Origin of the sequence: Kocuria sp. ZOR0020, assembly GCF_000800955.1 — a bacterium.
In the GTDB taxonomy this organism is placed as follows: domain Bacteria; phylum Actinomycetota; class Actinomycetes; order Actinomycetales; family Micrococcaceae; genus Kocuria; species Kocuria subflava.
This window is the reverse complement of sequence record NZ_JROX01000058.1, coordinates 1-23009: the sequence shown is the minus strand read 5'-3', so window position 1 is coordinate 23009 and position 23009 is coordinate 1. Positions and strand designations below refer to the sequence as shown.

The following is a 23009-nucleotide window of genomic DNA, read 5'->3' as shown; positions in this document are numbered from 1 at the left end:
GGTGTTCACGTGAGGCGGGGCGGATCAGTTGTTCATGATCTCCGCAACAGCTGCTTCACGGGCCAGCTGTTCAGTGGACTCCTCAAAGCCCCACTTGCCGTCGGCATCCACGGAGACCAACCACTTGCCTTCGCCGTATTCGGTGTAGACCACGGAACGGCCGATCTCATTGGCGGCCAATTCCTGGTTGCCGTAGGTGCCGTCCTCGTAATCGGTCGAGGCGTAGACAATGAAGTTGGAGCTGCCGTTGTGGCTCATCTTGTACCAGGTGCTGCCGTCCTGGACGTCCACGGTGAACACAGCATCGCCGTCGCCCTTGACGCTGCCGCCGTCCACGTTGGCAAGGTCGTCCAGGTTGTAGACCTTGATCTCGAACTCAGCGTCCTCGTCCTCGGTCCAAACCTTGGTCACGGGGTTGCCGCGATCGTAGGAATAGGCGTTGAGCAGCTGGAAGCTTTCGCGGTTGCTGGAGCTGCCGGTCACGTAGGCATCGGAGCCGTCTTCGCGTTCGGCTTCAAAGGTCACGTAGCTGCCGTTCTTGGAGGTGACGGAAATCAGCTGCGGAGCGTCGTCTCCGTTGGGGCGAGGCAGCTCAATTTCACCGTCGTCCTGGGTGAAGGTCTCCACGGGTTCCGTGGGATTGGAAACCTCCGTGGCGCCTTCCGGATCAACGTTCAGGCGGGTGGCTTCCTCGGAGACCGTGGGGCTGCCCCCACCGGTGGCTCCGGCATCCGCGGTGGCCATACCGCCCGGTGAGACGTCGTTGCCGGGATCCTGGGTCTGTGACTGGGTTTCTTCGTCGGAGGCTTGTTCATCGTTGCCACCAAAAATGCCGCTCAGGGCCAACACCAGGACCAGGAGGATCACCAACAGCAGGGCGATCACAGCCCCCAAGATCCAGGGCAGCTTGGAACGGCCGCCACCACCGGTGGCACCGGAACCGCCCGAGTTGGGGGGCACGTTGCCTGTTCCACCGGCCTGGTAGGGCGTACCGGCCCCACCCTGCGCGTTGTACTGGGGTGCCTGGTTGGCGGCGAACTGGCCACCTCCGGCATCACGGACCGTGGGCTCCGGGGAGTTCACGGACTGCTGCGTGGTGGGCGCATCCGAGCCCTGGTACTGCGGCATGCGGCTGGTACCGGTTCCGGCATCCTGCCCGCCAAAGGACGGTGCCGACGGCGAACCCGCACCTGCGGCAGCACCGGCACCTGCAGCGCCTGCGGCACCCGCGCCGCCATCGGTTCCGGATTCTGCACCGGATGCGTCCGAGGCCGTGGAATCATCGGTCTGGGGGTCTTCGGTCCAGAGGTCCCAGCCCTCAGGGGCGGGGCCCCAGGCGGGATCGGGCTGCCACCCTGGGGGCGGCTGCCAGCCTTCGGGAGGCTTGGGCCAGTTGGGCGGAGGGTTGAAACTGCGGGCCACGGGTGCTCCTCATGACTTGGATCAAGCGTGTGGAGTGGTCTCAGCACGGTCCCCTGGGAGGAAACCAGAAGGGGGTGCACCGTTGCTGGGACAGTCTCTCCACCCGGGTCACGGACCCGGCCGACTACATGAATACAAGGTGACTGTAATTGTTTGCAGATTCAAACCGTTGGACCTTGTGTGACATGCCGTCAGGGATGTGCCACTGCGCGGCGCGCTCCCGACGGCTGCAAGCACTGCGGCTGAGAAACCGGGCAGCGTAGGCTCATGGGAAGAACACAGCAGTCTTGCAAGATGACGCCCGCCCGACCACAGACCCGAAAAGGTGATTACACGTGGCCGACCTTGATCCCACGGCAGCCCATGACGCCCTGCGCCGCCCCTCGGCACTGACCGCCGAGCCGTCCCTGCTGCGCCAGACCGTGGCCTCCGCCGGCGACTCCGCACAGAAGACCCTTCAGGACGTGGTGAACGGCCCGGGCAACACTCCCGCCGACCGGGTTGCGGCAGCCGTGATCCTCTCCGGCATGTTCCAGGACCCCTCAGCAACCTCACGCATTGACGCGGATCAGGCCGTGGACCCCACCGTGCTGGAGCTCTCCTGGGCACCGGATCTGCAGCCGGCAGCGCGTCAGGCGCTGGGGGACCCTGTGATTGTGTCCCTGCTGACCTGGGCTTCCACGGCTTCACCAGGGGAACCGCCCGTGTCCGCAGCCCGCACCGCCGCAACCCTGGGCATTGACGACGACGGCGCCATCTATCAAAAGGTCTCCCAACGCGCCGTTCAACTGGCTGATCAACGCGGCACCCACCGAACCCGCAAGGATCAACTGCGCCAGTTCACGGAAGCCCTGGGACGGGCTGATCAGGCTGCGCGTCAGACACGGGACACGGAATCTGAGACCTCGGACGGGACGAGCCCTGCGGCGTCGTCTCCGGATGGATCACCAGGATCGCAGACAGGGTCATCGACGGCGTCTTCGTCGTCGAGCAGCGCACACCCGGACCACGGTTCCGATGCGCAGCCGAGTTCCTGGTCCCACCATGACGACCGCGCCCTGGAAAACCTCCTGGGCCGGGATGCGCAATCCACCCAGCCGCCGTCGGAGACTCCCCAGGCCCCCACGCACGACCACCAGCCACCTGCGCAAGCCGATCCGAACCACGGTCAGCCGGTGGGCTTCCACGACTCCCCGGGAGGCCGGGAACCGAGTTCTCAGGGCAATCCCCAGGACGAGGCTTCACGCGGGTGGGGGCTGGGTTCGGACGGGCCCAAGGATGAACCGCGTTACGGAGACCGGTTCGAGGACCAGCGGTGGAGTGACCCGGATGCCCAACATCAGGACCAGCCTGGACCCGGCCCGCGGCGTGCCTACGACCCCCGCGCACTGTTTGACGGACCCATGTCTGAGGCGCAGCGGGCGGATGAGAAGAACGTCCTGCGCAACTGGGGAATCACCGCTGCCGTTCTGGTGGGGATCCTGATCCTGGTGGGGTTGTTGATCTGAATCAGAGCGTGTGACCGGCGGGCTGGACAGCACCCCTTTGTGGAACTTCATGGCCCGTCAGGGTATGTGAGGTGATTCACACTGGGTATGTTGGTGGCATGACTGCCCAACCCACTGCTGCGCCCGGGCCTGTGTCCCGGGCGGAGGAGACTCGACAACGCTTTGTGGACGCCGCAGTGACCCTGTTCAAGGAACACGGTTACGGCGCCACATCCATGTCACAGGTTGCCGCAGCCGCCGGGTCGAGCCGAGCCAACCTCTACCTGTACTTCCACTCCAAGTCGGAGATCGTCCTGGAGTGGATGCTGGAACTGCGCCCGGAGTTGGACCGCATTTACTCCCAGCTGGACCACCTCCCGGAGTACTCGGTGCAGTCCTGCCGCGTGTGGCTGGCTCAAGTGGTGGCCGTGTGGCGGGCGCATCCGGAGGAGCTGGACGCCATGGAACAAGCCATGGCCGAGGACAGCGACGTCCACCGGGCCCGGGTTGAACTGTGCCGGGAAACAGCATCGGGCCTGCAGGCACTGCGCTGCGGATCCGGAAACCACCAGGGCGGCGAGCTGCCCTCACGGGAGCTCGCCGCCCGGCAGGTGCACATGGTCAGCCTGATGCTCGGCACCGAAAGTTGCTTGTCCTCCATGGTCCTGCATGAGGCCATCCTGGAAGAGGATCTGTTCCTCAACGCCCTGGCATGCCAATGGTCAACGCTGCTGAACGGGCTCACTCACTGCTGATCACGTGATGCTGCCGGATCCTGCAGTCCGTTGCATCAGCCTCACACCAGGCCGCTCGAACGCCCAGCGCCCCGGCATCCGGCATCCGGCATCCGGCGCAATGATCTCCCATGACCAGGCATCCCGCACCCAGTCCTGCGAGCGCACCGTGTCCCGATTCAGTTTGGGCCGGATGACGGGCTCCTTCGACCTACACGGATTGGCCTTGCAGACGGGCGCAGGGCCGGTCACAACGCCGCGGTCCTGAGCGGTCTCAGCCGGTCGGCCTGGTGCTGCACCTGCAGCGGTGGCACCCAGAACCACCAAGAGACCACTGGTGACAAGGGCTGCTGAGGCCCGAAAACTGTTGAGTGCGATGTTCATGGCTGACCCCTATCGGAGGTCGTGTGGGGTGGATGTGGATGATGCCCCTCCGGATGGATCCTGGAGGATCACATCTGGCGGGGCATCATCAGAGTGGGTCTCAGGCAGCAGGTGTGCCGGAGTCGGCGTCGGCTTCCTCAGGAGTGGAAGGCTCAAAGCTCCATCCGGAGTCGGCCTCCACCACGATGTAGTACTCGCCGGCGTCGACGTCCAGGTAGCCGTAGCCTGCACCGATCTCGTTGAAGGTGTACTGCGTGCCCTGGCCGCCATCCTCGGTGTCTTCACCGTGGACGATGAAGTTTCCGCCGCCGTCGTGGCTGGCCTTGACGGTGACGTCCTCATCCCCCTCCCACTTGAACGCGCCAAAGCCATCACCGGTGATGGTCTGGTCCGGTCCCGCGGTGGGGAGGGAGTCGACGTCGTAGAAGCTCATGGTGAAGCTCTCACTGGAATCCCCCTGGATCTCGTAGGACTTGGTGTTGGTGGGGTTGTACGGGGTGTACGGGTCCACAAAGTTGATGGACTGCTGACCCGTGTCCACACCACTGAGGATTCCTCCGTGGTCAGCCTTGGCGTAGAGGTAGGTGTACTTGCTGGAGGAGGTGTTCTCAAGGACCACCACAATGGGGCCGTCGTGCTCCGGGACCTCCACGGTGTCACCACCCTTGCCCTTGACGGTGGAGATGGGCTCGCCCTTCAACTGGGTGGTGTCCACATCCCCGGTGGAAGCAGCGGAACTGCTGGTGCTCTTGGGGCTGGCAGAGCTGGTGCCGGTTTTGTCACCGGAGCCGCTGGGCGTTGCGGAGCTGGTGGAGTCCGGAGTGTGGGTGGGCTGGGTGGTTTCCGTCGGGCTCGGCTGGGACTGTGTGGTTTCCGTGGGAGCGGGCTGGCTGCCTCCGGTGGGGACACAACCGGCCAGGCCAAAGGTTGCGGTGACGGCCAGGAGGCCGACGGTCAACGGGGTACGGAGAGAGAGGTTCTTGGTCATGACGACCTCCTTGAGGAAAAGGGGCGGACTGTCGAGTGGTTTGCTGTGTGCCTTGGATCACCGGCACACCACGAGTGAAACACCTCTTATTCGCATTTGCAAACCCCTACAACGTCACAGTCCGTAATGCATTAGCAAATTCCCAGGTCAGCCCAGGCACAAGAATTTTTCTTTCGGGGCCTGTGTTTGCACGCTCTTGAGCGCAAACCTGTCCCCGCCTCAGCTGAACCACTGCCCCGTGACGCGCAAGGCTTCTAGGCTTGTGTCATGACGCACACGCCACTGCTGAGCACCGCCCGAACCACCCTGTTCGCCCCCGCGAGCAGACCTGACCGGGTCCTCAAAGCACAGAGCTCCGGGGCCGATGTGGTCATTGTTGATCTGGAAGATGCCGTGGCCGGCCAGGACAAGGACCAGGCCCGCGACAATCTGATGGCGCTGCTGGGTGGAACCAGCAGGCATGGCCGTCTGAGTGCTGCCGTGGCGGTTCGCATCAACTCCCCCAGGACACAGGCAGGCGCACAAGACCTCAAGGCACTGGCTGCCGTGGGCACTGTGGAGCTGTTGGACGCCGTGGTGGTTCCCAAGGTGGAGGAGACAGGGCATCTGAGATCCGTGCGGGAGGCCCTGCCCGGCACCCACCTGGTGGGGACCATTGAGTCAGCAGCCGGGTTGTTGCACCTGGAAGCCTTGGCTGCCCAGGACGCGGTGATCAGACTGGCCACAGGCACGTTGGATCTGGCCCAGGATCTTGGATGTGCCCTGGATTCCCGCACCATGGACGCCGCTCGCGCCCGCCTGGTCACGGTCTCCCGCGCCCTGGGTCTGGCCGGGCCGCTGGATTCACCCACTCCGCAGTTCAAGGACCTGCGCCCCGTTCAAGTGGCTGCACGGTTGGCCAAGGAAGACGGTTTCACGGGCAAGTCCTGCATCCACCCGGCACAGGTGGATGCTGTGGCCCAGGCTTTTGCTCCCACCATGGACGAAATCGAGTGGGCCCGCTCGGTCATTCACGCCGACGACGGCGCCACGTCCGTGGACGGATCCATGGTGGAAGCACCTGTGCTTGCGCGGGCACGTGCCATCCTGGACGGCCCACACGCCTGAACCACGCAGTGAGATGTGATCGACCCCCGCGGTATGAACCTCGACAGTTCCCGCGGGGGTCGACATCTACGAGCCGTCAGCCGACGGTCAGCAGGCTGCCCCGGCCAGCTGTGCACCGTGGTCGACACCGTGCTGGGCACTGTGCTCGGCACCGCCCTGTGCACCGTGGACGAACTGGTCCATCTGAGCGGATTCGCCTGCGATGGCGGGGTCAGCGGGCGCGCCTGCGGTGGCGGTGGCAGCGGGGGCAGGGTCAGAGGGGACCGACGTGCTGGTCTCCACTGCTGGCTGCGCGGTGGCCACGTCCTGGACAGTCACAACCGTCTGATCCGCCTCCGGAGTCATATCCTCGGATGCAGAGGTGGTCTCATCAGCGGCCACTTCAGAAGGGGCGGTGGTGGCAGCAGTTGCCGTGGTGCCGGTTCCGGTGCTGCCGGCAACCGAACCCGACCAGCATGACTCGGAGGCCGCCCACGGAGTGGTGCCTTGTGCGTTGTAGAGCTCGATCGCGGCAGCGTCCTGCACGGATTCCGGGGCGCTGGCGGCCGTTGCATAGCCGGCGGCGGCAGACATGGACTGCCACGTGGAATCCAGGAACTGGTAGGCCCCGGAGGCACCGGAGGAGGCGTTCACCGCCGAGTAGTTCCCGCCGGATTCGCAGCTCTTGATGGCCTCCAAGGCGGGGATTCCTGTGTCGGCGGCCTGGGCAGGTGCGGCGGCAAAACCTGCACCGATCATCAGTGCGGCACCTGAGAGACCCAGGGCACCGCGGCGCACCAAGGATCGACGACGGGCGGGGGCGGTCATTGTGGTGGTCATGTTCTCTCCGTTCCAGAGTTCGGCTCCAGGCGCCGGCCCTTGCGGCCACACCCGGTTGATCATTCGGTCACGCAGCCTTGGGGCATAGCCGGCGGCTCGAACCATGCCAATCAGGATTGAGGGCAAGCATGTCGGCTTCCTGACGGAACTGTGTCCGGCGGACAGGTTGGAGGGACCTGCGCACGGTGAGCGGCGCGTCGTCGTCGTGGGTGGGGCGGGGGCAGAAACGGCGGCCGGAGGCGGTGCACAAGGGTGGGGCAAGACTCAGGGGCGCCTGGTCCGGGCCACAGGTTGGGCACAGCCAATCTGCCCATATTTTTTTCATGCGAATTTTCACCGTGGACCTGCGTTCGGCCACCCAACCCCCGGGGCCGGCTGGTGCTGTCCAGACACGGACTGTGGACCCGGACTGGGCTGATGCCGCGGACAGCGTGCAACGAATCAGCTTGCCATCGGCCCTTCCGTGGGCATGTGTGGACCATCAGCCTGACGCCGTGGTGCTGACCGTGGAGGCCGCCGGAACCTACGACACCGTGGTGGCCCAGGCGCTGCGCACGGACGGGATCCACACTCCGGTCATGGTCCTGGCCCAGCACACGGACCCCCATTCCACCGCCAAGGCGCTTGAAGCCGGGACGGATGACGTTCTGGAGGCGCCTGTGAGTGTGGTGGAGATGCGGGCGCGGTTGCGAGCCCTGAGCAGGCGACCGGCAACGTGGGAACCTGACGAGTTCACGCACGGGGCGGTGACGGTGGACCTGCTGGGGCATCGGGCTCTGGTGGACGGGCAGGACCTGGACCTGACGCCGGTGCAGTTCCGTCTGCTGGCTGTTCTGCTGCGCAATGCCGGACGCACCCTGACCCGCGACCAATTGCGTGAGTCCGTGTGGGACCCGGCGGAGGAGTGGGGCTCCAACGTGCTGGAACAGGCGGTCTCCGGGCTGCGCACCAAACTTGCGGAGCACCGTGTGCGGGACTGCCTCAAAACGGTCCGCGGGGTGGGCTACAGGATGGAATCCCCTCACCCCTTCCCCGCCGAATAGGCCGTTTGATCGCCCCTGAGTGGGTCAGCAGCGATCAAACGGCCTACTCGGCGGGTGGGGGTGGAAGAGAGGAGTGGCTCAGACGTCCCGGCGGGTGCGGTTGACCACCTTGGAGCGCACCGTGATGGCCAGGATCAGCAACAGCACGCCGTAAAGCACCAGCGGGATGGGACCGGAGACCAGGATGGACCAGTCACCACCGGAGCTCAGCAAGGCATCCCGCAGGCTGGACTCCGCCAGCGGCCCCAGGACCATGCCGATCATGAGCGGAGCCAAGGGCACCCCGTAGCGGCGCATGGCAAAACCCAGAAGCGCCAACGCCAACAGCAGGATCAGGTCAAAGATCCGGCCCGAGGTTGCATACACACCCAGACCACAGAACACGGTGATGCCCGCGTACAGGTACGGCTTGGGGATCAGCAGCAGCTTGGCCCACAGCGGCGCAAACGGCAGGTTCAGGATCAACAGGACCACCATGGCCACAAAGAAGCTGGCAAGCAACGGCCACACCAGGTCCGTGGAACGCTCGAACAGCAACGGACCCGGCTGCAGGCCGTACTGCTGGAAGGCAGCCAGCATGATGGCCGCCGTGGAGGACACCGGCAGACCCAGTGCCAGCAGCGCACCCATGGCGGTACCGGTGGTGGCGTTTCCTGCCGCCTCCGGTGCGGCCAGACCACGGATGGCACCCTTGCCGAACTGCGGATCCTTACGACGACGGTCCAGTCGACGCTCGAGGTCGTAAGCCATGAACGTGGGGACCTCCGAGCCACCAACCGGAATCACACCAAAGGGCAGGCCGATGGCTGTGCCACGTGCCCAGGCGGGTGCGGCCTCCTTGAGTTCATGCCGCTTCAGGAACGGCCGACCCTTGACGTTGACCTGGCGGGGGTTGCGTTCCCGCTTGAGCCGGGAGGCCACGTGCAGGACCTCACCCAGGGCCAGGATGGCCACGGTCACGGTGATCAGGGAGATGCCGTCAAAAATCTGTGGGGCACCCAGGGTGAATCGCTCCACACCGGACATGGCATCAATGCCCACAGTGGCAATGGCCAGACCGATCACCAATGACGCCAGACCCTTGACCGCGGAATCAGCGACGACGGAGGAGGTGGCCACGAATGCGAACAAGGCCAGGGCAAAGTACTCTTGCGGACCGAACATGGCCGAGAGCTCAGCCAACCTGGGGGCCAGGAACACCACCAGCGCGGAGGCCGTCATACCGCCGATGAAGGCACCGATGGCGGCGGTGGCAAGAGCCTGGGGCGCTCTGCCCGCCAGGGCCATCTTGTGACCCTCGAACGTGGAGGCAATGGCCGAGCCCTGCCCCGGGGTGTTCATCAGGATGCCCATGGTGGAATCCCCGAACAGACCACCGAAGTAGACACCGGCGAACATGATGAACGCCGCGGTGGGATCCAGGGCAAAGGTCATGGGCAGCAGCAGCGCCACCGCCATGGAGGAGCCCAGACCGGGCAGCACGCCAACGGCGGTGCCCAACAAACAGCCCACCAGAACCCACAACAGGTTCATGGGGGTCAGCGCCCCCTGGAAGCCCTCCGCCAGTAGATTCAAAGATTCCATGTCAGAGGCCTCCCAACAGACCGGAGGGAAGGTTCAGACCCAGACCCACGGCAAAACCCAGGTAGATCAGGCTGGAGAACACCAACGCCAAGGAGAGGTCAAAGACGGGCCGCTTGCTGCCCACCCCGCGGGCAACACACCAGAACAACAGGGCTCCGGCAATGATCCAGCCCAGGAACTCGATCCCCAGAGCAAACAGCAGGAAGCCGCCCACCAGCCACGCCACGGCCTTCCAGTCCGAGTGGAACGTGTAGGAGGCGGCATCTTCAGCATCCCGCTTCTCCGGGTGGCGCAAGACATCCAGCACAAGCAGTGCGGCCAGGACGTATCCCACAATGGCCAGCAGCATGGGGTAAAAGCGAGGGCCGGGGAAATCAGTGTTCTCCGGAACGGTCATGGTGACCATGCCGTATACCAGGTAGGTGCTGATCCCGGCCAGGACCAGCGGTATCACCAGACCCGAACGACCGGGCAGGAAACCCTGCCCCCGCCCAGGCTCCGATGCACGACCCTGCCCTGCAGCGGACTCGGCAGATGATGCGGGAGGCGTGTCCCAGGGCGGCCCCGAAGTCGTCTCCGTTGACGGTGAGTTCACGATGGTCCTAGGTGATGTGGTGCGGTCAGTCCATGACACATGCGCGTCCGCTCAGCGTTGGTGCCGCGTACCCGAAAGGGGTTGCGAGGTGCCGTCAATGCGGTGGTGACGTGACATTATGGTGCAGATCACACAGGATCATATGCCACGTCGAACCATGGAGGACGCATGACCGTCGTCATTGCCCGCAGCAACTCTCCCGAAAGTGAAGTCGCATTGGAGGCAGGACTTGTGGAGGCCAAGCGCCGCGGGGAGGATGCCGTGATTTTTCAGCTCGACGGCGAGCCCTCCGAGCAGGAGAGCACCGAACGTGACGGCGTGAATGTGACGTACCGTTTCCCCCAACCCCGAGGCCGTGACGCCACCGGCGATCTGCTGGACGTGGCCGAAGAGGTCAACGCCTCCCTGATTGTGGTGGGCATCAAACACCGCAGCCCCGTGGGCAAACTCTTCCTGGGCAGCTCAGCTCAGCAGGTCCTGCTGGAAGCCAACGCTCCCGTGCTGGCGGTCAAAGCCCACGAATCCTGATTCACGCCAACGGCAGGCGCACCGTGAACCGGGTGCCGTGATCTGATCCGGTGAGCGGTGACTGCGCCATTGCTTCTCCCCCGTGTGCCTCCACCACGGTGCGAACAATGGCCAGGCCCAGTCCGGTCGACCCTTCTCCCGGCTGGGTCTTGGCGGTTGCATCCTGGAACGTCCGGGCGGTGTCCCCGCGGGCGAAGCGGTCAAAAAGGTGGTCTTGGAGCTCGGAGGCAACCCCGGGGCCGTCGTCGTCAACGGTGAGCACGGCCTGGTGGGCCTCCAGCCCCAAGGTGATGCGGACCTCCGTGCCCGGAGGGGTGTGTTTGCGGGCGTTGGAGAGCAGGTTTCCCACCACCTGCGTCAGTTGGAGGGCATCGCCGCGGACGGTGACGGGCTGCTGGGTGATGTCCAGGATCCAGCGATGCTCCGGCCCGGCCGCGGTGGCGTCCATGACGGCCTCGGCCACGATTTCGTCAAAGTCCACGAGCTTGGTGTCCGGTACGCGCCCGGCGTCCAGACGCGCCAACAACAGCAGGTCATCCACCAATCCGCCCATGCGCTGGGCCTGGGCCAGGAGCCGCTCCAGGGCTCCACGGCCATCCGGTGTGAGTTGTTCACTGAGGCGGAGCATGTCCGCGTAGCCGCGCACCGCGGCCAGGGGTGTTCTCAGTTCGTGAGAGGCATCCGCCACGAACTGACGCAGCTGCGCCTCCGATGCATTGCGCTGCTGCAAGGCGTCATCCACGTTGAGCAGCAACAGATTCAGGGCATACCCCACATCCCCCACCTCTGTGCCCGGCTGCGCCAGTTCTCCGCGGACCAGGTGGTCACGCACAGCCACCTCACCTGATTCCAGGGGAAGGGCAGCCACCTGGGCGGCGGAGGAGGAAACACGGGCCAGAGGGCGCAAGGACCGACGCACCCACCACAAACCCAACAAGGCCGTGACCAGCAGTGCTGCAGCAGACCCCCCGGTGATTCCGGCGATCAACACGTCCCGGGTGTGCTCCACCTGTTCCGTGGGAACTCCCGTGACCACCACACGCTGGGCGTTCTGATCCGCGCCTGGGGCACCACCGGGGTTTCCCGCGCTCCCGCCACCGGCCCCCAGCTCAACGGCACCCACGCAGTAGTTGCCCAGGGACAATTCGACCCGGTGCAACGGGGCCTGGTTGATCTCCTCGGGCTTGACCGCCCCCACCCGCTCGGTGAGATTCATGTCCTGCAAGGCATCCACGTCCTGCTGCGGCAGATCCTGCGCAACGCCTTGTGGGGTCAGGTAACTGGCCCGCTGGACCTGCCCGTCCACCACCTCCACGGAGAGCACCCCAACCGCCTGACCGGGAGCTTCAAGGGGATCCCGCTCGGCCTTGGCGTCGCCGTCACCATCAGTGGGGTCGGAACCACCGTTGGCGCCGGATCCTCCAGCCGCGTCCGGGCCGTCCGTTGGTTGTGGATACGGTTTGTCCGCGAACACCTGGTCACCGCCCGTGAACGCGGCCGAACGGGCCATGGATTGGCGGACGGCGTCGTCGAGCTGGGCATCCAAGGTGCGCTGGGCCAGCACGGTGATGAAAATCCCGGTGACGGCCAGGACGGCGGCCAGCAGCAGGAGCACTCCGGCCACGGTGCGGAAGGCCAGCGTGCGGTGGAAAGGCAGGCGTGCGGTCATGAAAACTCAGGCCGGGCGAATCACGTAACCGGCACCGCGCACCGTGTGGATCATGGGTTCCCGGCCTGCGTCGATCTTTTTGCGCAGGTAGGAGATGTAGAGCTCCACAATGTTGGCCTGGCCCTGGAAGTCGTAGTCCCACACGGCATCCAGGATGCGGGACTTGGAGAGCACGGCACGGGGGTTCTCCATCAGGTAGCGCAGCAACTGGAACTGGGTGTCCGTGAGGTCGATCGGCTCACCACCCCGGGTGCATTCACGGGTGCTGACATTGAGCACCAGGTCCCCCACCACCAGTTCATCGGCCTCTTTGGCGGTGACCCCGGAGCGCTCCACCAGGCGGTGCAGGCGCAACAGCACTTCCTCGATGGAGAAGGGCTTGGTCACGTAATCGTCCCCACCTGCAGACAGGCCCGCGATCCGGTCCTCCACCGAGTCCTTGGCGGTCAGGAACAGCGCAGGCACTGTGGGCTGGTTCCGCCGGATCTTGGCCAGCACCTGGGTACCGTCCAACTCCGGCAGCATCCAGTCCAGGACCAGCACGTCAGGGACGAACTCCTTGGCTTGTTCCACAGCGGAACGCCCGGCGTGTTCGATCCGGGTTTCCCAGCCGATCATACGGCAGCCCATGGCCACCAGATCGGCCAGGGCGGGTTCGTCATCCACCACCAACACCCGGACGGGTGATCCATCCGGGTGTGACAAGGCGGGAAGGTTCAGTGAAGGCAGACTCACAGTGCTCCTTAGACGTGTGGCGCCATCATCCCAGAATTTCCCGTGAATCAGCGTGGCCAGGCCGTTGCTGCTGGCCGGAGCCCTACTCTTGTCCCGATGCACCCGGACATGTTGGCCGGGCCTTGGAGAAAGGAGCGCGCATGGACGCGCAGAAGCCCGTGAACGTGGAAGGCGGTCCGGTCTGGATCGACCTGGGCACCCATGACATCGAAGGTGCTGCGGAGTTCTACTCCGGGCTCTTTGGCTGGGAGTTCCGTGAAGGCAGCCCCGAATTCGGCGGGTACCGGATGATTCACAAGGACGGCCTGCCCATTGGTGGTGCCATGACCACCCTGATGGGCCCGGACGGTCCCTCCGAGGAGCCCTTGGGGCCCACCGCGTGGAGCGTGTACCTGCGCACCGCTGACATGGACTCCACCTTGGAGAAGGCCACTGACAACGGTGCCCAGGTGATCGTCCCGGCCATGGACATTGCCGATTTGGGCCGCATGGCCCTGGTCACCGACCCCGCCGGTGCCGCCGTGGGCCTGTGGGAGTCCGGCTCCTTTGACGGCATCGAGAACTGTGCACGCGTGGCCACTCCCTGCTGGTTCGAGCTCATGACCATGGACTTCGACGCCGCCTCCTCCTTCTACCGTGACGTCCTGGCCTGGGACCTCCAGCAGAACCCCGCACAGTCCGAGGCCGCCCCGAACGTCCGCTATGTCACGCATGGGACCGGCGAGCGCACCGCTGCCGGGATGTGTGAGGCCAACAGCTTCATGCCGGAGGGGACGCCGTCGTTCTGGCGCGTGTACTTCGGCACCGCTGACCTGGACTCTGCCCTGAGCACCTTGGAGGAGCTGGGCGGCACGGTGCTGCACCCCGGTGCGGACACCCCCTTCGGCCGCCTGGCAACGGTTGCGGACCCGCAGGGCGCCGGCTTCCAGATCCTGGGGATCGCCGAACAGTACCGCTGAGTGACACCGGTTCCCGGTGAGCCCATTCAGAACACGCTTTTGGCCGGTTAGGGTGCATCAAAAACCGGCCAAAAGCGTGTTGCCCACGGTGTGGTTCACGCCCAATCCATCCCACCTGAGGAGTCCCCATGCCCAAGATCTCCACGTGCCTGTGGTTCGGCAGCAACGGCGTGGAAGCCACCGAGTACTACGCATCCCTGTTCGATGACTCAGAAATCACGCAGATCATGGTTGATCCCGGCGGCAATCCCCACACCACGGAGGGCGAGGACCTGGTGGTGCATTTCCGTCTGCAGGATCAGGAGTTCCAGATCATCAACGGCGGGCCCATGTTCCAGTTGGATGAGGCCGTCTCCATCGTCCTGGAGTGCGAAACCCAGGAGGAGGCCGACCGTTACTACACGGAACTGGCACGGGAGGGCTCGGAACAGCCCTGCGGCTGGGTCCGGGACAAGTTCGGGCTGAGCTGGCAGATCGTCCTGGCCGAGGTGAACAGGCTCTACATGCACCCGGACCGCGCCGTCGCCCGCCGTGCCGTGGAAGCCATGCTGACCATGACCCGGTTGGATTCGGTGGCCATGCGCAAGGCCGCCCTGGGTCAGTGAGCCGCTCCCCCGTCCTGAACTCGCCTTTGGCCGGTTTCCGTGCTCGGGGACCGGCCAAAAGCGTGTTCTGAATGCGTGGGGGTCTCAGCTGTTGCGCAGCACCGCGTCTGCCAGGCGTACGTAGCCCAAGTGGCTGAAGGCCTGCGGGAAGTTTCCCGCGAGCCGGTTGTGTTCGGGTGAGAACTCCTCGGCCAACAGGCCAAGATCGCTGGAGCAGCTGTCCAGGCGGTCCAGCACGGTGTTGGCATCATCCAGACGCCCGGTGTTGGCGTACTGCTCCCCCAGCCAGGTGAGACAGATCAGGAACGGGTACTCATCCCCTTCCAGTCCGTCCATGCCGGAGGCGGTGCGGTAACGGTGCAGGAACCCGTGACCATCCAACAGGTCCTTCTCGATCCGCTCCGTGGTGCCGATCATCTTGGGATCATCCGCTGCCACGAACCCGGTGTGGGGCAGTTGCAGAAGGGAGGCGTCCACCTCCTTATACCCGGGGCCGGGTCCATAGGTCTGAACAAATGAGTTCAGCTTCGGGTTCCAGCCCTCCCGATGAATCTCATCGTGCAGGGCCTTGCGCAGGCGCTGCCACTGCTGAATTTCCTCATCAGAGGCCTGCACACAGGAGCCTGGCCCAGCCGCCTCCACCGCCCGCAGCCCCTCGTCGAACGCAGCCCACATCATCACCCGTCCGTGCGTGAAGTAGGCGGCATCGCCCCGCATTTCCCAGATGCCGTGGTCCTTGCGGTCAAAGTTCTCCGCGCAGAATGCCAGCAGGTGCTTCTGCAGGTTCCAGGACCACTGGTCCTCCTCCCGTCCTGCATCACGCAATGCAGCCAGGGCCAGCATGACCTCTCCCACCACATCGGCCTGGTACTGGTCCACAGCACCGTTGCCCACGCGCACGGGCCGGGAATCCTCGTACCCCGCCAGGTGGTCGAGTTCGGTTTCGGGCAGGTCCCGGCGGCCGTCGATCCCGTACATGATCTGCACCCGCCACGGATCCCCCGCCACGGCTCGCAGCAGCCAGTCACGCCACAGCTTGGCGCCGTCCGTGAAACCGTGCTCCACCAGGGCCTCGATGGTCAGGGAGGCATCCCGCAGCCACGTGTACCGGTAGTCCCAGTTGCGTGACCCTCCAAAATCCTCGGGCAGGGAAGCCGTGGGTGCTGCCACGATTCCACCGGTGCTCTGGTGGGTCAGGGCCCGCAGCACCAGCAGGGAGCGTTCCACCATGGCGGAGCGCTCACCGTCCACCTGCACCCGGTCAGACCACGAGGTCCAGAAGTCCATGGTCTCCGCTATGGCCGATTCAACGTCCGCCACCTCCGGGATGGGTTTCCAGGACTTGGTCCAGGCCAGGGACCACGTGGCGGTGTCCTCCGACTCAGCACTGAGCTGCATGGTGTGCCCCATCCGGGAACTGCGCTCACCACCATGCGGGACCTCATGGGAGTGGAACCCGCCGTTGGCATCCTCCCGGACGCTGAGCAGCGGACCGCGCAGCACCAACATTTCCGGCCCGGCCACAGAGACCAGACCGTGGCCGCCCTCCGGCAGTTCGGTTTTGCGGGTCCAGGCTCCACTGCGCCCGAAATCAGGCCGGATCCGCAGATCGTGTTCAATCTGCACCTCACCCTCCGTGCACGTCACCTGGCGAATCACGTTCGCCTCACGGTCACCTGCCGGCAACAGGTCCACGACGACGGCCTTCCCGGTCGGCGACTCCCAGTAGGTTTCCAACACAAAGGAGCCACCGCGGTATCGACGTCGTACCACCGTGCCGTCGGTCACGGACAGGCGCCAGCGGCCGTCGTCGGGGTTGCCCAGGATGGCGGAGAACACTGCCGGGGAGTCGAAGTCGGGGAAGCACAGCCAGTCGATGCTGCCCTCCCGTGAGACCAGCGGGCCGGTGTGCAGATCGGAAAGCAGCGCGTAGTCCTCCAGCGGCACGGAGCTTGCGGAGCGCTGGGGGCTGTTGTCCTGGGAATCCATGAACCGGTCTTTCTGCACTTGGAACGCATCACGGGCAATTGATCAGTAGCCTACTGTTCATGGGAACTTCCACGCCTCAGGCGAACAGCGGCCACAACAACCAGCCCACCACTTTGGTGATTGTGGGAGCCAGTGGGGATCTGACGGATCGTCTCCTGCTGCCGGCCGTGGGCCAGGTGTTGGCACTTGAGCCGCAGCGGCAGCTGACGGTGATCGGCAACGCCCGCCATGAACCGGATGATTGGGCGGGCACGGTGCGTGCGGCCTTTGAGTCGGTGTCGGCCACCGGGCCGGCGGTGGAGGCCACCATTGCCTCCACCCGCTACGTGGTGGGTGACACCACGGATGCCCAGGAGCTCACTGAGCTGTTGGGTGCCACTGAAGGCCGCGTGATCCTCTACTACGCCCTGCCACCGGCCGTGACGGAAAAGGCCCTGGAGACCTTGGCCCAGGTTGAGCAGCCCGATGACCTGTGGATCGCCCTGGAAAAACCGATCGGCACCGATCAGGAGTCGGCATGGCGGTTGAATCAGGCAGTGGCCAAGATTGTTCCGGAGCAGCGGATTTTCCGGGTGGACCACTTCCTGGGCATGCCCGCGGTGCTGGATCTGGTGGGGCTGCGCCTGACCAACCGGATCCTGGAACCACTGCTGAACCGGGACCAGGTGGAAAGCATTGAGATTGTTTTTGACGAAACCCTGGGCCTTGAAGGCCGGGCCACGTTCTACGAAGGCACCGGTGCCATCCGGGACATGATCCAGTCCCACCTTCTGCAGGTCATGGGCGTTCTGATGATGAATCCGCCGGCTGCCCTGGACGACGACGAAATCCCCACCCTGGTGGCCTCCGTCCTGCGCCACACCCGGCTGGTTGGATCCCCCGCCCAGGCCACGGTGGCCGGTCGTTACACCGCAGGGGATGTGGACGGAAAGCACCTGCCTGACTACGTGGCCGAGGAGGACGTGGACCCGGACGGACGGACCGAGACCTTTGGCCAGATCACCGTTGAGGTGGACACGTGGCGCTGGAACGGTGTGCCCGTGACGTTGCGCTCCGGCAAGGCGATCGCCAATCCGCGCCAGGAGATCGTGGTGCGCTTCAAGCCCGCGCCGCATGACTACGACCACTACGGCCAGTGCACCGGCAACACCTTGCGCATGGGATTCGAGGACGCCCAGATCTGCCTGGATATCAACGCCGGTGGGCCGTTCGACGCCCGCGGGCTCACGCGCCTGCAGCTCAGTTCCTCCACCGGCCCGCAGCCGCTGGGCGCCTACGGCAACGTGGTCCGGTGGCTTCTGGACGGCAACCCGGCCTTCTCCGTGTTGGGGGAAGCCGCTGAGCAGGGGTGGCGGATCGTGCAGCCGGCTGTGGACGCCATCGCCGATGGCACCGTTGACCTGCAGGACTACCGGGCCGGTTCCTCCGGGCCCGCCTGAGCACTGTGCACAGCAGCTGACAGCGGGCCCCGGACACGGATTCTGGGGCCCGCCGTCGGCAAGGTCATGTTCCGGCGGCCGCAGTTCAGGCAGCCGCTGAGTGCGCACCATTGCTGTGTGCCGCACTGACCCGGAACTCCAGACGCCCCCGGATGGCCAGGTAGTGCGCGCGCTCCGTGGCCTCCCACTGGTGCCAGTCCGCAAGATCCCACTCCCCGGTGGCCTGCACACGCACGCCCGGTTCCAGATCGCGGGTCCAGCCGGGGTGCCCGTGCAGCACGATCTCCTCCCGGAACTGCCCAGCACCTGTTCGCTCCAGTTCCACAGCGGCGGCGTGCTCACCCAGAACCTCGACGACGACGCCCATCACCTGGGACGAATCCCCTGCGGACAACGGCGCCAACACCCGTGCGGACAGCCTGTTTGTGTGGTGACGGCCGGCGGTGGCCGAGGATGCGGCCTTGGCCGCGTGGACGGAGCGGGTCAGAGCAGTCATGGTCTCTCCTGAAGCGATCAGGCACCCCTGCTGCGAGGTGCCGCGGTGTGGCTGAGGAATCGACTGCCCTGGTGCGGCCGATCCGATGTCAACACCAGGCAGTCTGCGCGGCCATGATGAGCCCTTCATGAAACCGGGCTCGGGGTTCTCAGAAAACAACCCCGGCAGGTCCCGGTAATGAACTTGGCGCAACCTGCATGCCGGGACTCACCGGTCTCGGATGCTGCGTTCCAACCCCGTGGCTGCCAGCACCCCGCACGTGATCCAGATGGCGGCAGCAGGGCCCAGGGGTGCTGCCACCACACCTGCAACCAAGGGCATTCCCACCTGGCCCACACGGTTGCTCATCAGCCGCACCGCCAGCGCCGATCCGCGCCAACTGTCCGGGACGGCAGTGGTGATCATGGACATGGTCAAGGGTTGACCCAATCCCAGGAAAAATCCGCCCACTGCCAGGAAGACGCCAGCCAGCCATTCGAGTTCGATCACCAGAGGTGGCACCGCAAGGGTCACCGCGGAAATCAGCAGGCTCGCCTTCAACAAGTTCCTGCGCTGGAACCTGCGGGACAACCACGGCAGCACCACACGGGACAGGATGGATCCGGCGCCGCGGATGGCCAGCAGCACCCCGATCACCACGGGGGCCACCCCGGCTTCCTCGCCAACCACGGGCAGGAACGCCGTGATGATGTCGATCATGGCCAGCAGCCCCAGGGAGGCCAGCATGTACGGGACCACACCGTCCGTCCTCAAGATCTTGCCCACGGAGGCACGCGGGGCGCCGTCGTCAATCCGGACCGGGCGCAACGTGGAGCTGCCGGGTTTCAGGAGAACGGGGAGCAGGGCTGTGGCGGCCAGTGCAGCACCCACCCAGAGCGCCATTTCAATCCGGCCCACGCTCTCCGTGGAGCCCGTGACCGAGGCTGTGCCCAGGACCAGGCCACCCAGCAGCGGACCGGCCATCTGTCCCAGCGAAAAAGACGCGGTGAACCATCCGAAGCCCGCATCCAGTTGATCATTGGAGGCGGTACGTGCGATGGTGGTCTGCCCCGCCACGGTGAAGCTCAGGTGACCCATGCCCAGAAGCGCGCTGGAAACCGCAACCACCGCCACATGGGGTGCCAAAGCCAGCCCGGCACCGCCCAGAGTCAGCGCGGCCACGCCGGCCACCAACATCAGACGCAAGGAATTCATGCGGTCTGAGATCCGCCCCAGCCACAACGCTGCGAACAACGGCAGCAGCGCGTACAGGGCGGTGACCACACCGATGGTCACAGGTCCCGCGCCCAAGGCCATGAGTTTGTAACTGGTGACCGGGCGCAACAGATTCAGACCACCCTGAGTCAACGCACCGGCCGCGCACAGCAGCCACAACCAGGTCAGGGAACGGGCACCACTCACGCCTTCAGAGACCGGCGATCTGTGTACCGGCCTGCTGCATCAGCTGCGCATCCGTGGCCTCAAAGATCCTGACGAAGTTTTGGGCATAATCCCCCAGGTCCTCATCCACACAACCCACCACGGCAACCACCTGCACGTCCGGCTTGATGCGTTCCACCCGCTTCAGGACGGCGTCAATGATCTTGCCCTCCCCGGTCTGGGAGTCCAGTTTGCCCTCCCCCACCACCACGACGTCTGCCTGCTCGAGCTCACGGTCAAAGTCGACGAAGTCCAGGACGTGCTCCGCCCCGGAGACCAATTCAGCGTCAAACCGAGCCCACATCCCGCCGGAGAAACCACCGGCGGCCCCGGTCCGGGCAACACCGATGGGGCTCTTGGGCAACTCAGCCGCCTGATCGTGGAGGCGTTGCGTGATGCGCTCCACCGTGGCCGGGTCCGCGCCCTTCTGCGGGCTGAACACCACGCCTGCCCGCTCAAAGGGAGTGGTCACATCGGTCAGCACCGTCACCGGCACTCCGTTGAGACCACCGGCCTCCTCAATGGCTGTGATGGCCCCGGAGGCGCCGTCGCTGGTGGCGGAACCACCCGCGGAGACCAAGATCCGACGCGCCCCGCGCTTGACGGCCTCCACCATCACTTGACCGGTGCCGTAGGTGCCTGCGGTGAACGCATCCCGAGTGCCATCGTGCTCAACGGTGATGCCGCTGGCCTGAGCCAATTCCACGATCCCCGTGCCCTCGGAGGTCACGGCAAAACTCGCCTGGACCGGAGAACCCCACGGGTTGTTGACCGTGACCGTGTGCATCTGGGCCCCCGTGGTGGAGGCCAAGGCCGTCAGGGTTCCCTCCCCGCCGTCGGCAATGGGCAACTCCACCGCATCGGCACCGGCCTCCCGCACACCGCGAGCAATGGCTTCTGCCACCTCAACGGCGGTGTACGTGCCTTTGAAACTGTCCGGGGCGATCAAGACCTTCATGGGTGCTCCTTGCTCTAGCAGACACCGTCAAAAGTACAGGAGGCACACGTCACGTCACCAAGACGCAGTGTTGCTCCCCACGGCGCGGCCATCCCGTAAAGTGACTGCGCATGTGAGCTGAGTCATACAATGCTGTGTGGCCACCCGAGCCCTTGAAGGACTTCACCCTTGAGCACCACACCCTCCGCCCGGAATGAGCCTGCCGCCACCGCGCAGGTCCCGGCAGAAACCGCGCCCAAGAAGCGCCGCCCGCTGTTGATGACCGCTTGGGCGATTTGCGCCGTCGCAATTGTGGGCGTGGCCACCGCGTTCTCCATCCAGGCCGCTGACGAGGGCGAGGACATCCGAGCCAACATGACCTTCATTGCCCCCGCAGGCCCCGGTGGTGGTTGGGACACCTTCATGCGGGAAATGCAGCAGGCGGACACCACCAACAACCTGGTGGGCAACGTTCAGGTGGTCAACGTGCCGGGTGCTGCTGGGACCATCGGGCTGGGTCGGCTCTCCACCATGGAAGGCAATGCCTCCACCATCATGGTCACCGGTACGGGTCTGGTGGCCGGCGTGGAGCAGCTGGACGCACCGGTTTCTCACGACGACGTCACGCCGATCGCCCGGGTGGTGGAGGAGTACGACGTCGTGGTGGTGCCGGCCGATTCGCCCTACGACACCCTGGATGACTTGGTGGCCGACTGGCAGGAGGACCCGAGGTCCATCGTGTGGACCGGTGGCGGGTCCTTTGACCAACTGGTGGTCTCCGAATTCGCCATTGCAGCGGATGTGGATCCGGCTCAGATCGCCTACCTGCCCAACTCAGGCGGTGGTGAGGCCACCCAGTCCCTGATCACGGGCACTGCTCAGGCGGCCACCTCCGGTTACCGGGACGTCTCTGACCAGATCGACGCCGGGCGCCTCAAGGCCTTGGGCGTTGCCGCACCGGAACCCATGGAAGGTGTGGAGGAGATCCCCACGCTGATCGACCAGGGTTACGACGTTGACCTGGCCAACTGGCGTGCCGTGGTGGCCCCTCCTGGGATCACCGATGAAGAACGTGAAGAGTTGACCCAGTTGGTTCGCGAAACCATCGAAACCCCGGAGTGGCAGGACGCCGTGGACCGTAACTCGTGGGCCGAGGCCTACATGGATGGGCCTGAGTTCGACCAGTTCCTCAAGGACGAACGCGACCGAATTGCCGGGCTCTACGAAGAAATGGGCATGTGATCGCTGCGTGAGCGCGTGAGGCGGTGGACGGTGAAGATGGCCACCGCCAGCAGGAGGACCACGCCTGCGGTGATCAGGGGGTTGGCCATCCAGGCATAGACCACAGCCATGCCCACGGTGCCGTAGATGCACCCCCAGATGAAGGTTCCCACCAGCATGGCGGGAATCCATCGGGTCAGCGGCATCCGGGTCAGGGCCGTGGTCAGAATGACTGCGGTCTGGAACCCCACGGTCAGAAAGCACACCGGAACGGCCAGCACACCCCACCGGTTCACAAATCCTGCAGCACGCGTGTAGACCGGGGATTCAATGATGCTGCGCACCACGCGGATGCTCTTCCGTGAGCCTTCCGCTGCAGCACGGCCCAGGCCGAAGACGATGGAAGTTCGCACAATGCCCACCATCCAGAAGAACAGCACTGCCCACACCAGGGGCAGGGATTCGATCCAGGCAAGCACCCCACAACCCTAGTGCTTTCCGCCGAACGGGTTGGTGACACCGTGTGTGCGCTCCCACCAACTTGCGTACGGTGGAATGCAGTCAGGTGCTGGTTTGGTTGCACCGACGACGACCGGGAGGTGACGATGTGCAACGCAACAGCTGGTGGGTTCGATTCACGGCGGCCTTGATGGTGGCCCTTCTGGCAGGGCTGACCTCCGGTGCCATGCGCGCCCCGGCCTGGTCCATGCTGATTATGGTCAGCATCGTGTTCATCCTGATGTTGGTGGTGCCAGCGGCCCAGGACCGCGAGCGAGAGCGCGACTGACCCCATCCCCTCACCGGCCGAGACCTCCGAAAAGACCCAAATCTCAGCCCAGTGAGGGACTT

23 protein-coding genes are annotated in these 23009 nt (G+C 65.2%); 10 read left to right on the top strand and 13 right to left on the bottom strand.

Features of this window, described 5'->3' with window-relative positions:
• Positions 1 to 24 precede the first annotated feature (24 nt).
• Complete coding sequence (locus L979_RS14380; RefSeq protein ID WP_052209462.1) at positions 25 to 1422, bottom strand: hypothetical protein; 1398 nt, start codon at positions 1420 to 1422, stop codon at positions 25 to 27.
• A 335-nt stretch (positions 1423 to 1757) separates the two neighbouring features.
• On the opposite strand from L979_RS14380, the gene L979_RS04160 reads away from it, so the two are divergent.
• Together L979_RS04160 and L979_RS14375 are read left to right on the top strand one after the other, a co-directional pair.
• Positions 1758 to 2930 carry a hypothetical protein gene (locus L979_RS04160; protein ID WP_047689581.1) on the top strand — a complete coding sequence of 391 codons (1173 nt, stop codon included), beginning with the start codon at positions 1758 to 1760 and terminating at the stop codon, positions 2928 to 2930.
• 98 nt (positions 2931 to 3028) lie between these two features.
• On the top strand, positions 3029 to 3664 hold the full coding sequence (locus L979_RS14375; RefSeq protein ID WP_081993754.1) for a TetR/AcrR family transcriptional regulator: 636 nt from the start codon (positions 3029 to 3031) through the stop codon (positions 3662 to 3664).
• Here L979_RS14375 and L979_RS04150 read toward each other — a convergent pair whose 3' ends face one another.
• Positions 3665 to 4027: a hypothetical protein gene (locus L979_RS04150; protein ID WP_047689579.1), complete on the bottom strand. Its 363-nt coding sequence runs from the start codon at positions 4025 to 4027 to the stop codon at positions 3665 to 3667.
• Between the two features lie 100 nt (positions 4028 to 4127).
• Positions 4128 to 5015, bottom strand: a complete 888-nt coding sequence (locus L979_RS04145; protein ID WP_047689577.1) for a hypothetical protein — start codon at positions 5013 to 5015, stop codon at positions 4128 to 4130.
• 267 nt (positions 5016 to 5282) lie between these two features.
• On the opposite strand from L979_RS04145, the gene L979_RS04140 reads away from it, so the two are divergent.
• Positions 5283 to 6122, top strand: coding sequence for a CoA ester lyase (locus L979_RS04140; protein ID WP_047689574.1), 840 nt, complete (start codon positions 5283 to 5285; stop codon positions 6120 to 6122).
• A gap of 87 nt (positions 6123 to 6209) precedes the next feature.
• Here L979_RS04140 and L979_RS16955 read toward each other — a convergent pair whose 3' ends face one another.
• Positions 6210 to 6941 carry a transglycosylase family protein gene (locus L979_RS16955; protein ID WP_052209460.1) on the bottom strand — a complete coding sequence of 244 codons (732 nt, stop codon included), beginning with the start codon at positions 6939 to 6941 and terminating at the stop codon, positions 6210 to 6212.
• Positions 6942 to 7264: 323 nt separating this feature from the next.
• Between L979_RS16955 and L979_RS04130 the strand changes: the two genes are divergently transcribed.
• The gene (locus L979_RS04130) at positions 7265 to 7984 is read left to right on the top strand and encodes a response regulator transcription factor (protein WP_052209459.1); all 720 of its coding nucleotides are present in this window, start codon (positions 7265 to 7267) and stop codon (positions 7982 to 7984) included.
• 78 nt (positions 7985 to 8062) lie between these two features.
• Here L979_RS04130 and L979_RS04125 read toward each other — a convergent pair whose 3' ends face one another.
• Both L979_RS04125 and L979_RS04120 read right to left on the bottom strand, forming a co-directional pair.
• Positions 8063 to 9568: a tripartite tricarboxylate transporter permease gene (locus tag L979_RS04125; RefSeq protein ID WP_047689571.1), complete on the bottom strand. Its 1506-nt coding sequence runs from the start codon at positions 9566 to 9568 to the stop codon at positions 8063 to 8065.
• Between the two features lies 1 nt (position 9569).
• Positions 9570 to 10163 carry a tripartite tricarboxylate transporter TctB family protein gene (locus L979_RS04120; protein WP_081993751.1) on the bottom strand — a complete coding sequence of 198 codons (594 nt, stop codon included), beginning with the start codon at positions 10161 to 10163 and terminating at the stop codon, positions 9570 to 9572.
• Positions 10164 to 10331: 168 nt separating this feature from the next.
• On the opposite strand from L979_RS04120, the gene L979_RS04115 reads away from it, so the two are divergent.
• A complete protein-coding gene (locus tag L979_RS04115) occupies positions 10332 to 10691 on the top strand; it encodes a universal stress protein (protein WP_047689568.1) in 360 nt (119 codons plus the stop codon).
• Between the two features lies 1 nt (position 10692).
• On the opposite strand, the gene L979_RS04110 is transcribed toward L979_RS04115, so the two are convergent.
• Both L979_RS04110 and L979_RS04105 read right to left on the bottom strand, forming a co-directional pair.
• Positions 10693 to 12360: a cell wall metabolism sensor histidine kinase WalK gene (locus L979_RS04110; RefSeq protein ID WP_047689566.1), complete on the bottom strand. Its 1668-nt coding sequence runs from the start codon at positions 12358 to 12360 to the stop codon at positions 10693 to 10695.
• Positions 12361 to 12366: 6 nt separating this feature from the next.
• Positions 12367 to 13095 carry a response regulator transcription factor gene (locus L979_RS04105; protein WP_047689564.1) on the bottom strand — a complete coding sequence of 243 codons (729 nt, stop codon included), beginning with the start codon at positions 13093 to 13095 and terminating at the stop codon, positions 12367 to 12369.
• A 140-nt stretch (positions 13096 to 13235) separates the two neighbouring features.
• Here L979_RS04105 and L979_RS04100 point away from each other — a divergent pair, with 140 nt between their 5' ends.
• Positions 13236 to 14054: a VOC family protein gene (locus L979_RS04100; protein ID WP_047689562.1), complete on the top strand. Its 819-nt coding sequence runs from the start codon at positions 13236 to 13238 to the stop codon at positions 14052 to 14054.
• A 128-nt stretch (positions 14055 to 14182) separates the two neighbouring features.
• Entirely contained in the window at positions 14183 to 14659 is a 477-nt protein-coding gene (locus tag L979_RS04095; protein WP_047689560.1) for a VOC family protein, read from the top strand.
• 84 nt (positions 14660 to 14743) lie between these two features.
• Here the strand turns inward: L979_RS04095 and L979_RS04090 are convergent, their stop codons facing one another.
• Complete coding sequence (locus L979_RS04090) at positions 14744 to 16648, bottom strand: glycoside hydrolase family 15 protein (protein ID WP_052209464.1); 1905 nt, start codon at positions 16646 to 16648, stop codon at positions 14744 to 14746.
• 59 nt (positions 16649 to 16707) lie between these two features.
• Here L979_RS04090 and L979_RS04085 point away from each other — a divergent pair, with 59 nt between their 5' ends.
• Positions 16708 to 18087: a glucose-6-phosphate dehydrogenase gene (locus L979_RS04085; protein WP_052209458.1), complete on the top strand. Its 1380-nt coding sequence runs from the start codon at positions 16708 to 16710 to the stop codon at positions 18085 to 18087.
• Between the two features lie 85 nt (positions 18088 to 18172).
• Here the strand turns inward: L979_RS04085 and L979_RS04080 are convergent, their stop codons facing one another.
• The 3 genes from L979_RS04080 to L979_RS04070 all read right to left on the bottom strand — a co-directional run bounded on the left by L979_RS04080 (position 18173) and on the right by L979_RS04070 (position 20960).
• Positions 18173 to 18583: a hypothetical protein gene (locus tag L979_RS04080; RefSeq protein ID WP_047689554.1), complete on the bottom strand. Its 411-nt coding sequence runs from the start codon at positions 18581 to 18583 to the stop codon at positions 18173 to 18175.
• A 207-nt stretch (positions 18584 to 18790) separates the two neighbouring features.
• The gene (locus L979_RS04075) at positions 18791 to 19984 is read right to left on the bottom strand and encodes an MFS transporter (protein ID WP_047689552.1); all 1194 of its coding nucleotides are present in this window, start codon (positions 19982 to 19984) and stop codon (positions 18791 to 18793) included.
• 4 nt (positions 19985 to 19988) lie between these two features.
• Complete coding sequence (locus tag L979_RS04070) at positions 19989 to 20960, bottom strand: glycerate kinase (protein WP_047689549.1); 972 nt, start codon at positions 20958 to 20960, stop codon at positions 19989 to 19991.
• Between the two features lie 168 nt (positions 20961 to 21128).
• Between L979_RS04070 and L979_RS04065 the strand changes: the two genes are divergently transcribed.
• The gene (locus L979_RS04065; protein WP_231559386.1) at positions 21129 to 22181 is read left to right on the top strand and encodes a tripartite tricarboxylate transporter substrate binding protein; all 1053 of its coding nucleotides are present in this window, start codon (positions 21129 to 21131) and stop codon (positions 22179 to 22181) included.
• Here the strand turns inward: L979_RS04065 and L979_RS04060 are convergent.
• Positions 22160 to 22639: a DedA family protein gene (locus tag L979_RS04060; RefSeq protein ID WP_047689546.1), complete on the bottom strand. Its 480-nt coding sequence runs from the start codon at positions 22637 to 22639 to the stop codon at positions 22160 to 22162. The genes L979_RS04065 and L979_RS04060 overlap by 22 nt on opposite strands.
• 128 nt (positions 22640 to 22767) lie before the next feature.
• On the opposite strand from L979_RS04060, the gene L979_RS04055 reads away from it, so the two are divergent.
• Positions 22768 to 22947, top strand: a complete 180-nt coding sequence (locus L979_RS04055; protein WP_047689543.1) for a hypothetical protein — start codon at positions 22768 to 22770, stop codon at positions 22945 to 22947.
• Positions 22948 to 23009 lie beyond the last annotated feature (62 nt).

Excerpts from the sequence above, each read along its gene's own strand:
- L979_RS14375 (WP_081993754.1), top strand. The coding sequence starts at position 3,029 with ATGACTGCCCAACCCACTGCTGCGCCCGGGCCTGTGTCCCGGGCGGAG.
- L979_RS04090 (WP_052209464.1), bottom strand. The coding sequence starts at position 16,648 with ATGGATTCCCAGGACAACAGCCCCCAGCGCTCCGCAAGCTCCGTGCCG.
- L979_RS04095 (WP_047689560.1), top strand. The coding sequence starts at position 14,183 with ATGCCCAAGATCTCCACGTGCCTGTGGTTCGGCAGCAACGGCGTGGAA.
- L979_RS04085 (WP_052209458.1), top strand. The coding sequence starts at position 16,708 with ATGGGAACTTCCACGCCTCAGGCGAACAGCGGCCACAACAACCAGCCC.
- L979_RS04150 (WP_047689579.1), bottom strand. The coding sequence starts at position 4,027 with ATGAACATCGCACTCAACAGTTTTCGGGCCTCAGCAGCCCTTGTCACC.
- L979_RS16955 (WP_052209460.1), bottom strand. The coding sequence starts at position 6,941 with ATGACCACCACAATGACCGCCCCCGCCCGTCGTCGATCCTTGGTGCGC.
- L979_RS04140 (WP_047689574.1), top strand. The coding sequence starts at position 5,283 with ATGACGCACACGCCACTGCTGAGCACCGCCCGAACCACCCTGTTCGCC.
- L979_RS04125 (WP_047689571.1), bottom strand. The coding sequence starts at position 9,568 with ATGGAATCTTTGAATCTACTGGCGGAGGGCTTCCAGGGGGCGCTGACC.
- L979_RS04130 (WP_052209459.1), top strand. The coding sequence starts at position 7,265 with ATGCGAATTTTCACCGTGGACCTGCGTTCGGCCACCCAACCCCCGGGG.
- L979_RS04145 (WP_047689577.1), bottom strand. The coding sequence starts at position 5,015 with ATGACCAAGAACCTCTCTCTCCGTACCCCGTTGACCGTCGGCCTCCTG.
- L979_RS04115 (WP_047689568.1), top strand. The coding sequence starts at position 10,332 with ATGACCGTCGTCATTGCCCGCAGCAACTCTCCCGAAAGTGAAGTCGCA.
- L979_RS04100 (WP_047689562.1), top strand. The coding sequence starts at position 13,236 with ATGGACGCGCAGAAGCCCGTGAACGTGGAAGGCGGTCCGGTCTGGATC.
- L979_RS04080 (WP_047689554.1), bottom strand. The coding sequence starts at position 18,583 with ATGACTGCTCTGACCCGCTCCGTCCACGCGGCCAAGGCCGCATCCTCG.
- L979_RS04070 (WP_047689549.1), bottom strand. The coding sequence starts at position 20,960 with ATGAAGGTCTTGATCGCCCCGGACAGTTTCAAAGGCACGTACACCGCC.
- L979_RS04110 (WP_047689566.1), bottom strand. The coding sequence starts at position 12,360 with ATGACCGCACGCCTGCCTTTCCACCGCACGCTGGCCTTCCGCACCGTG.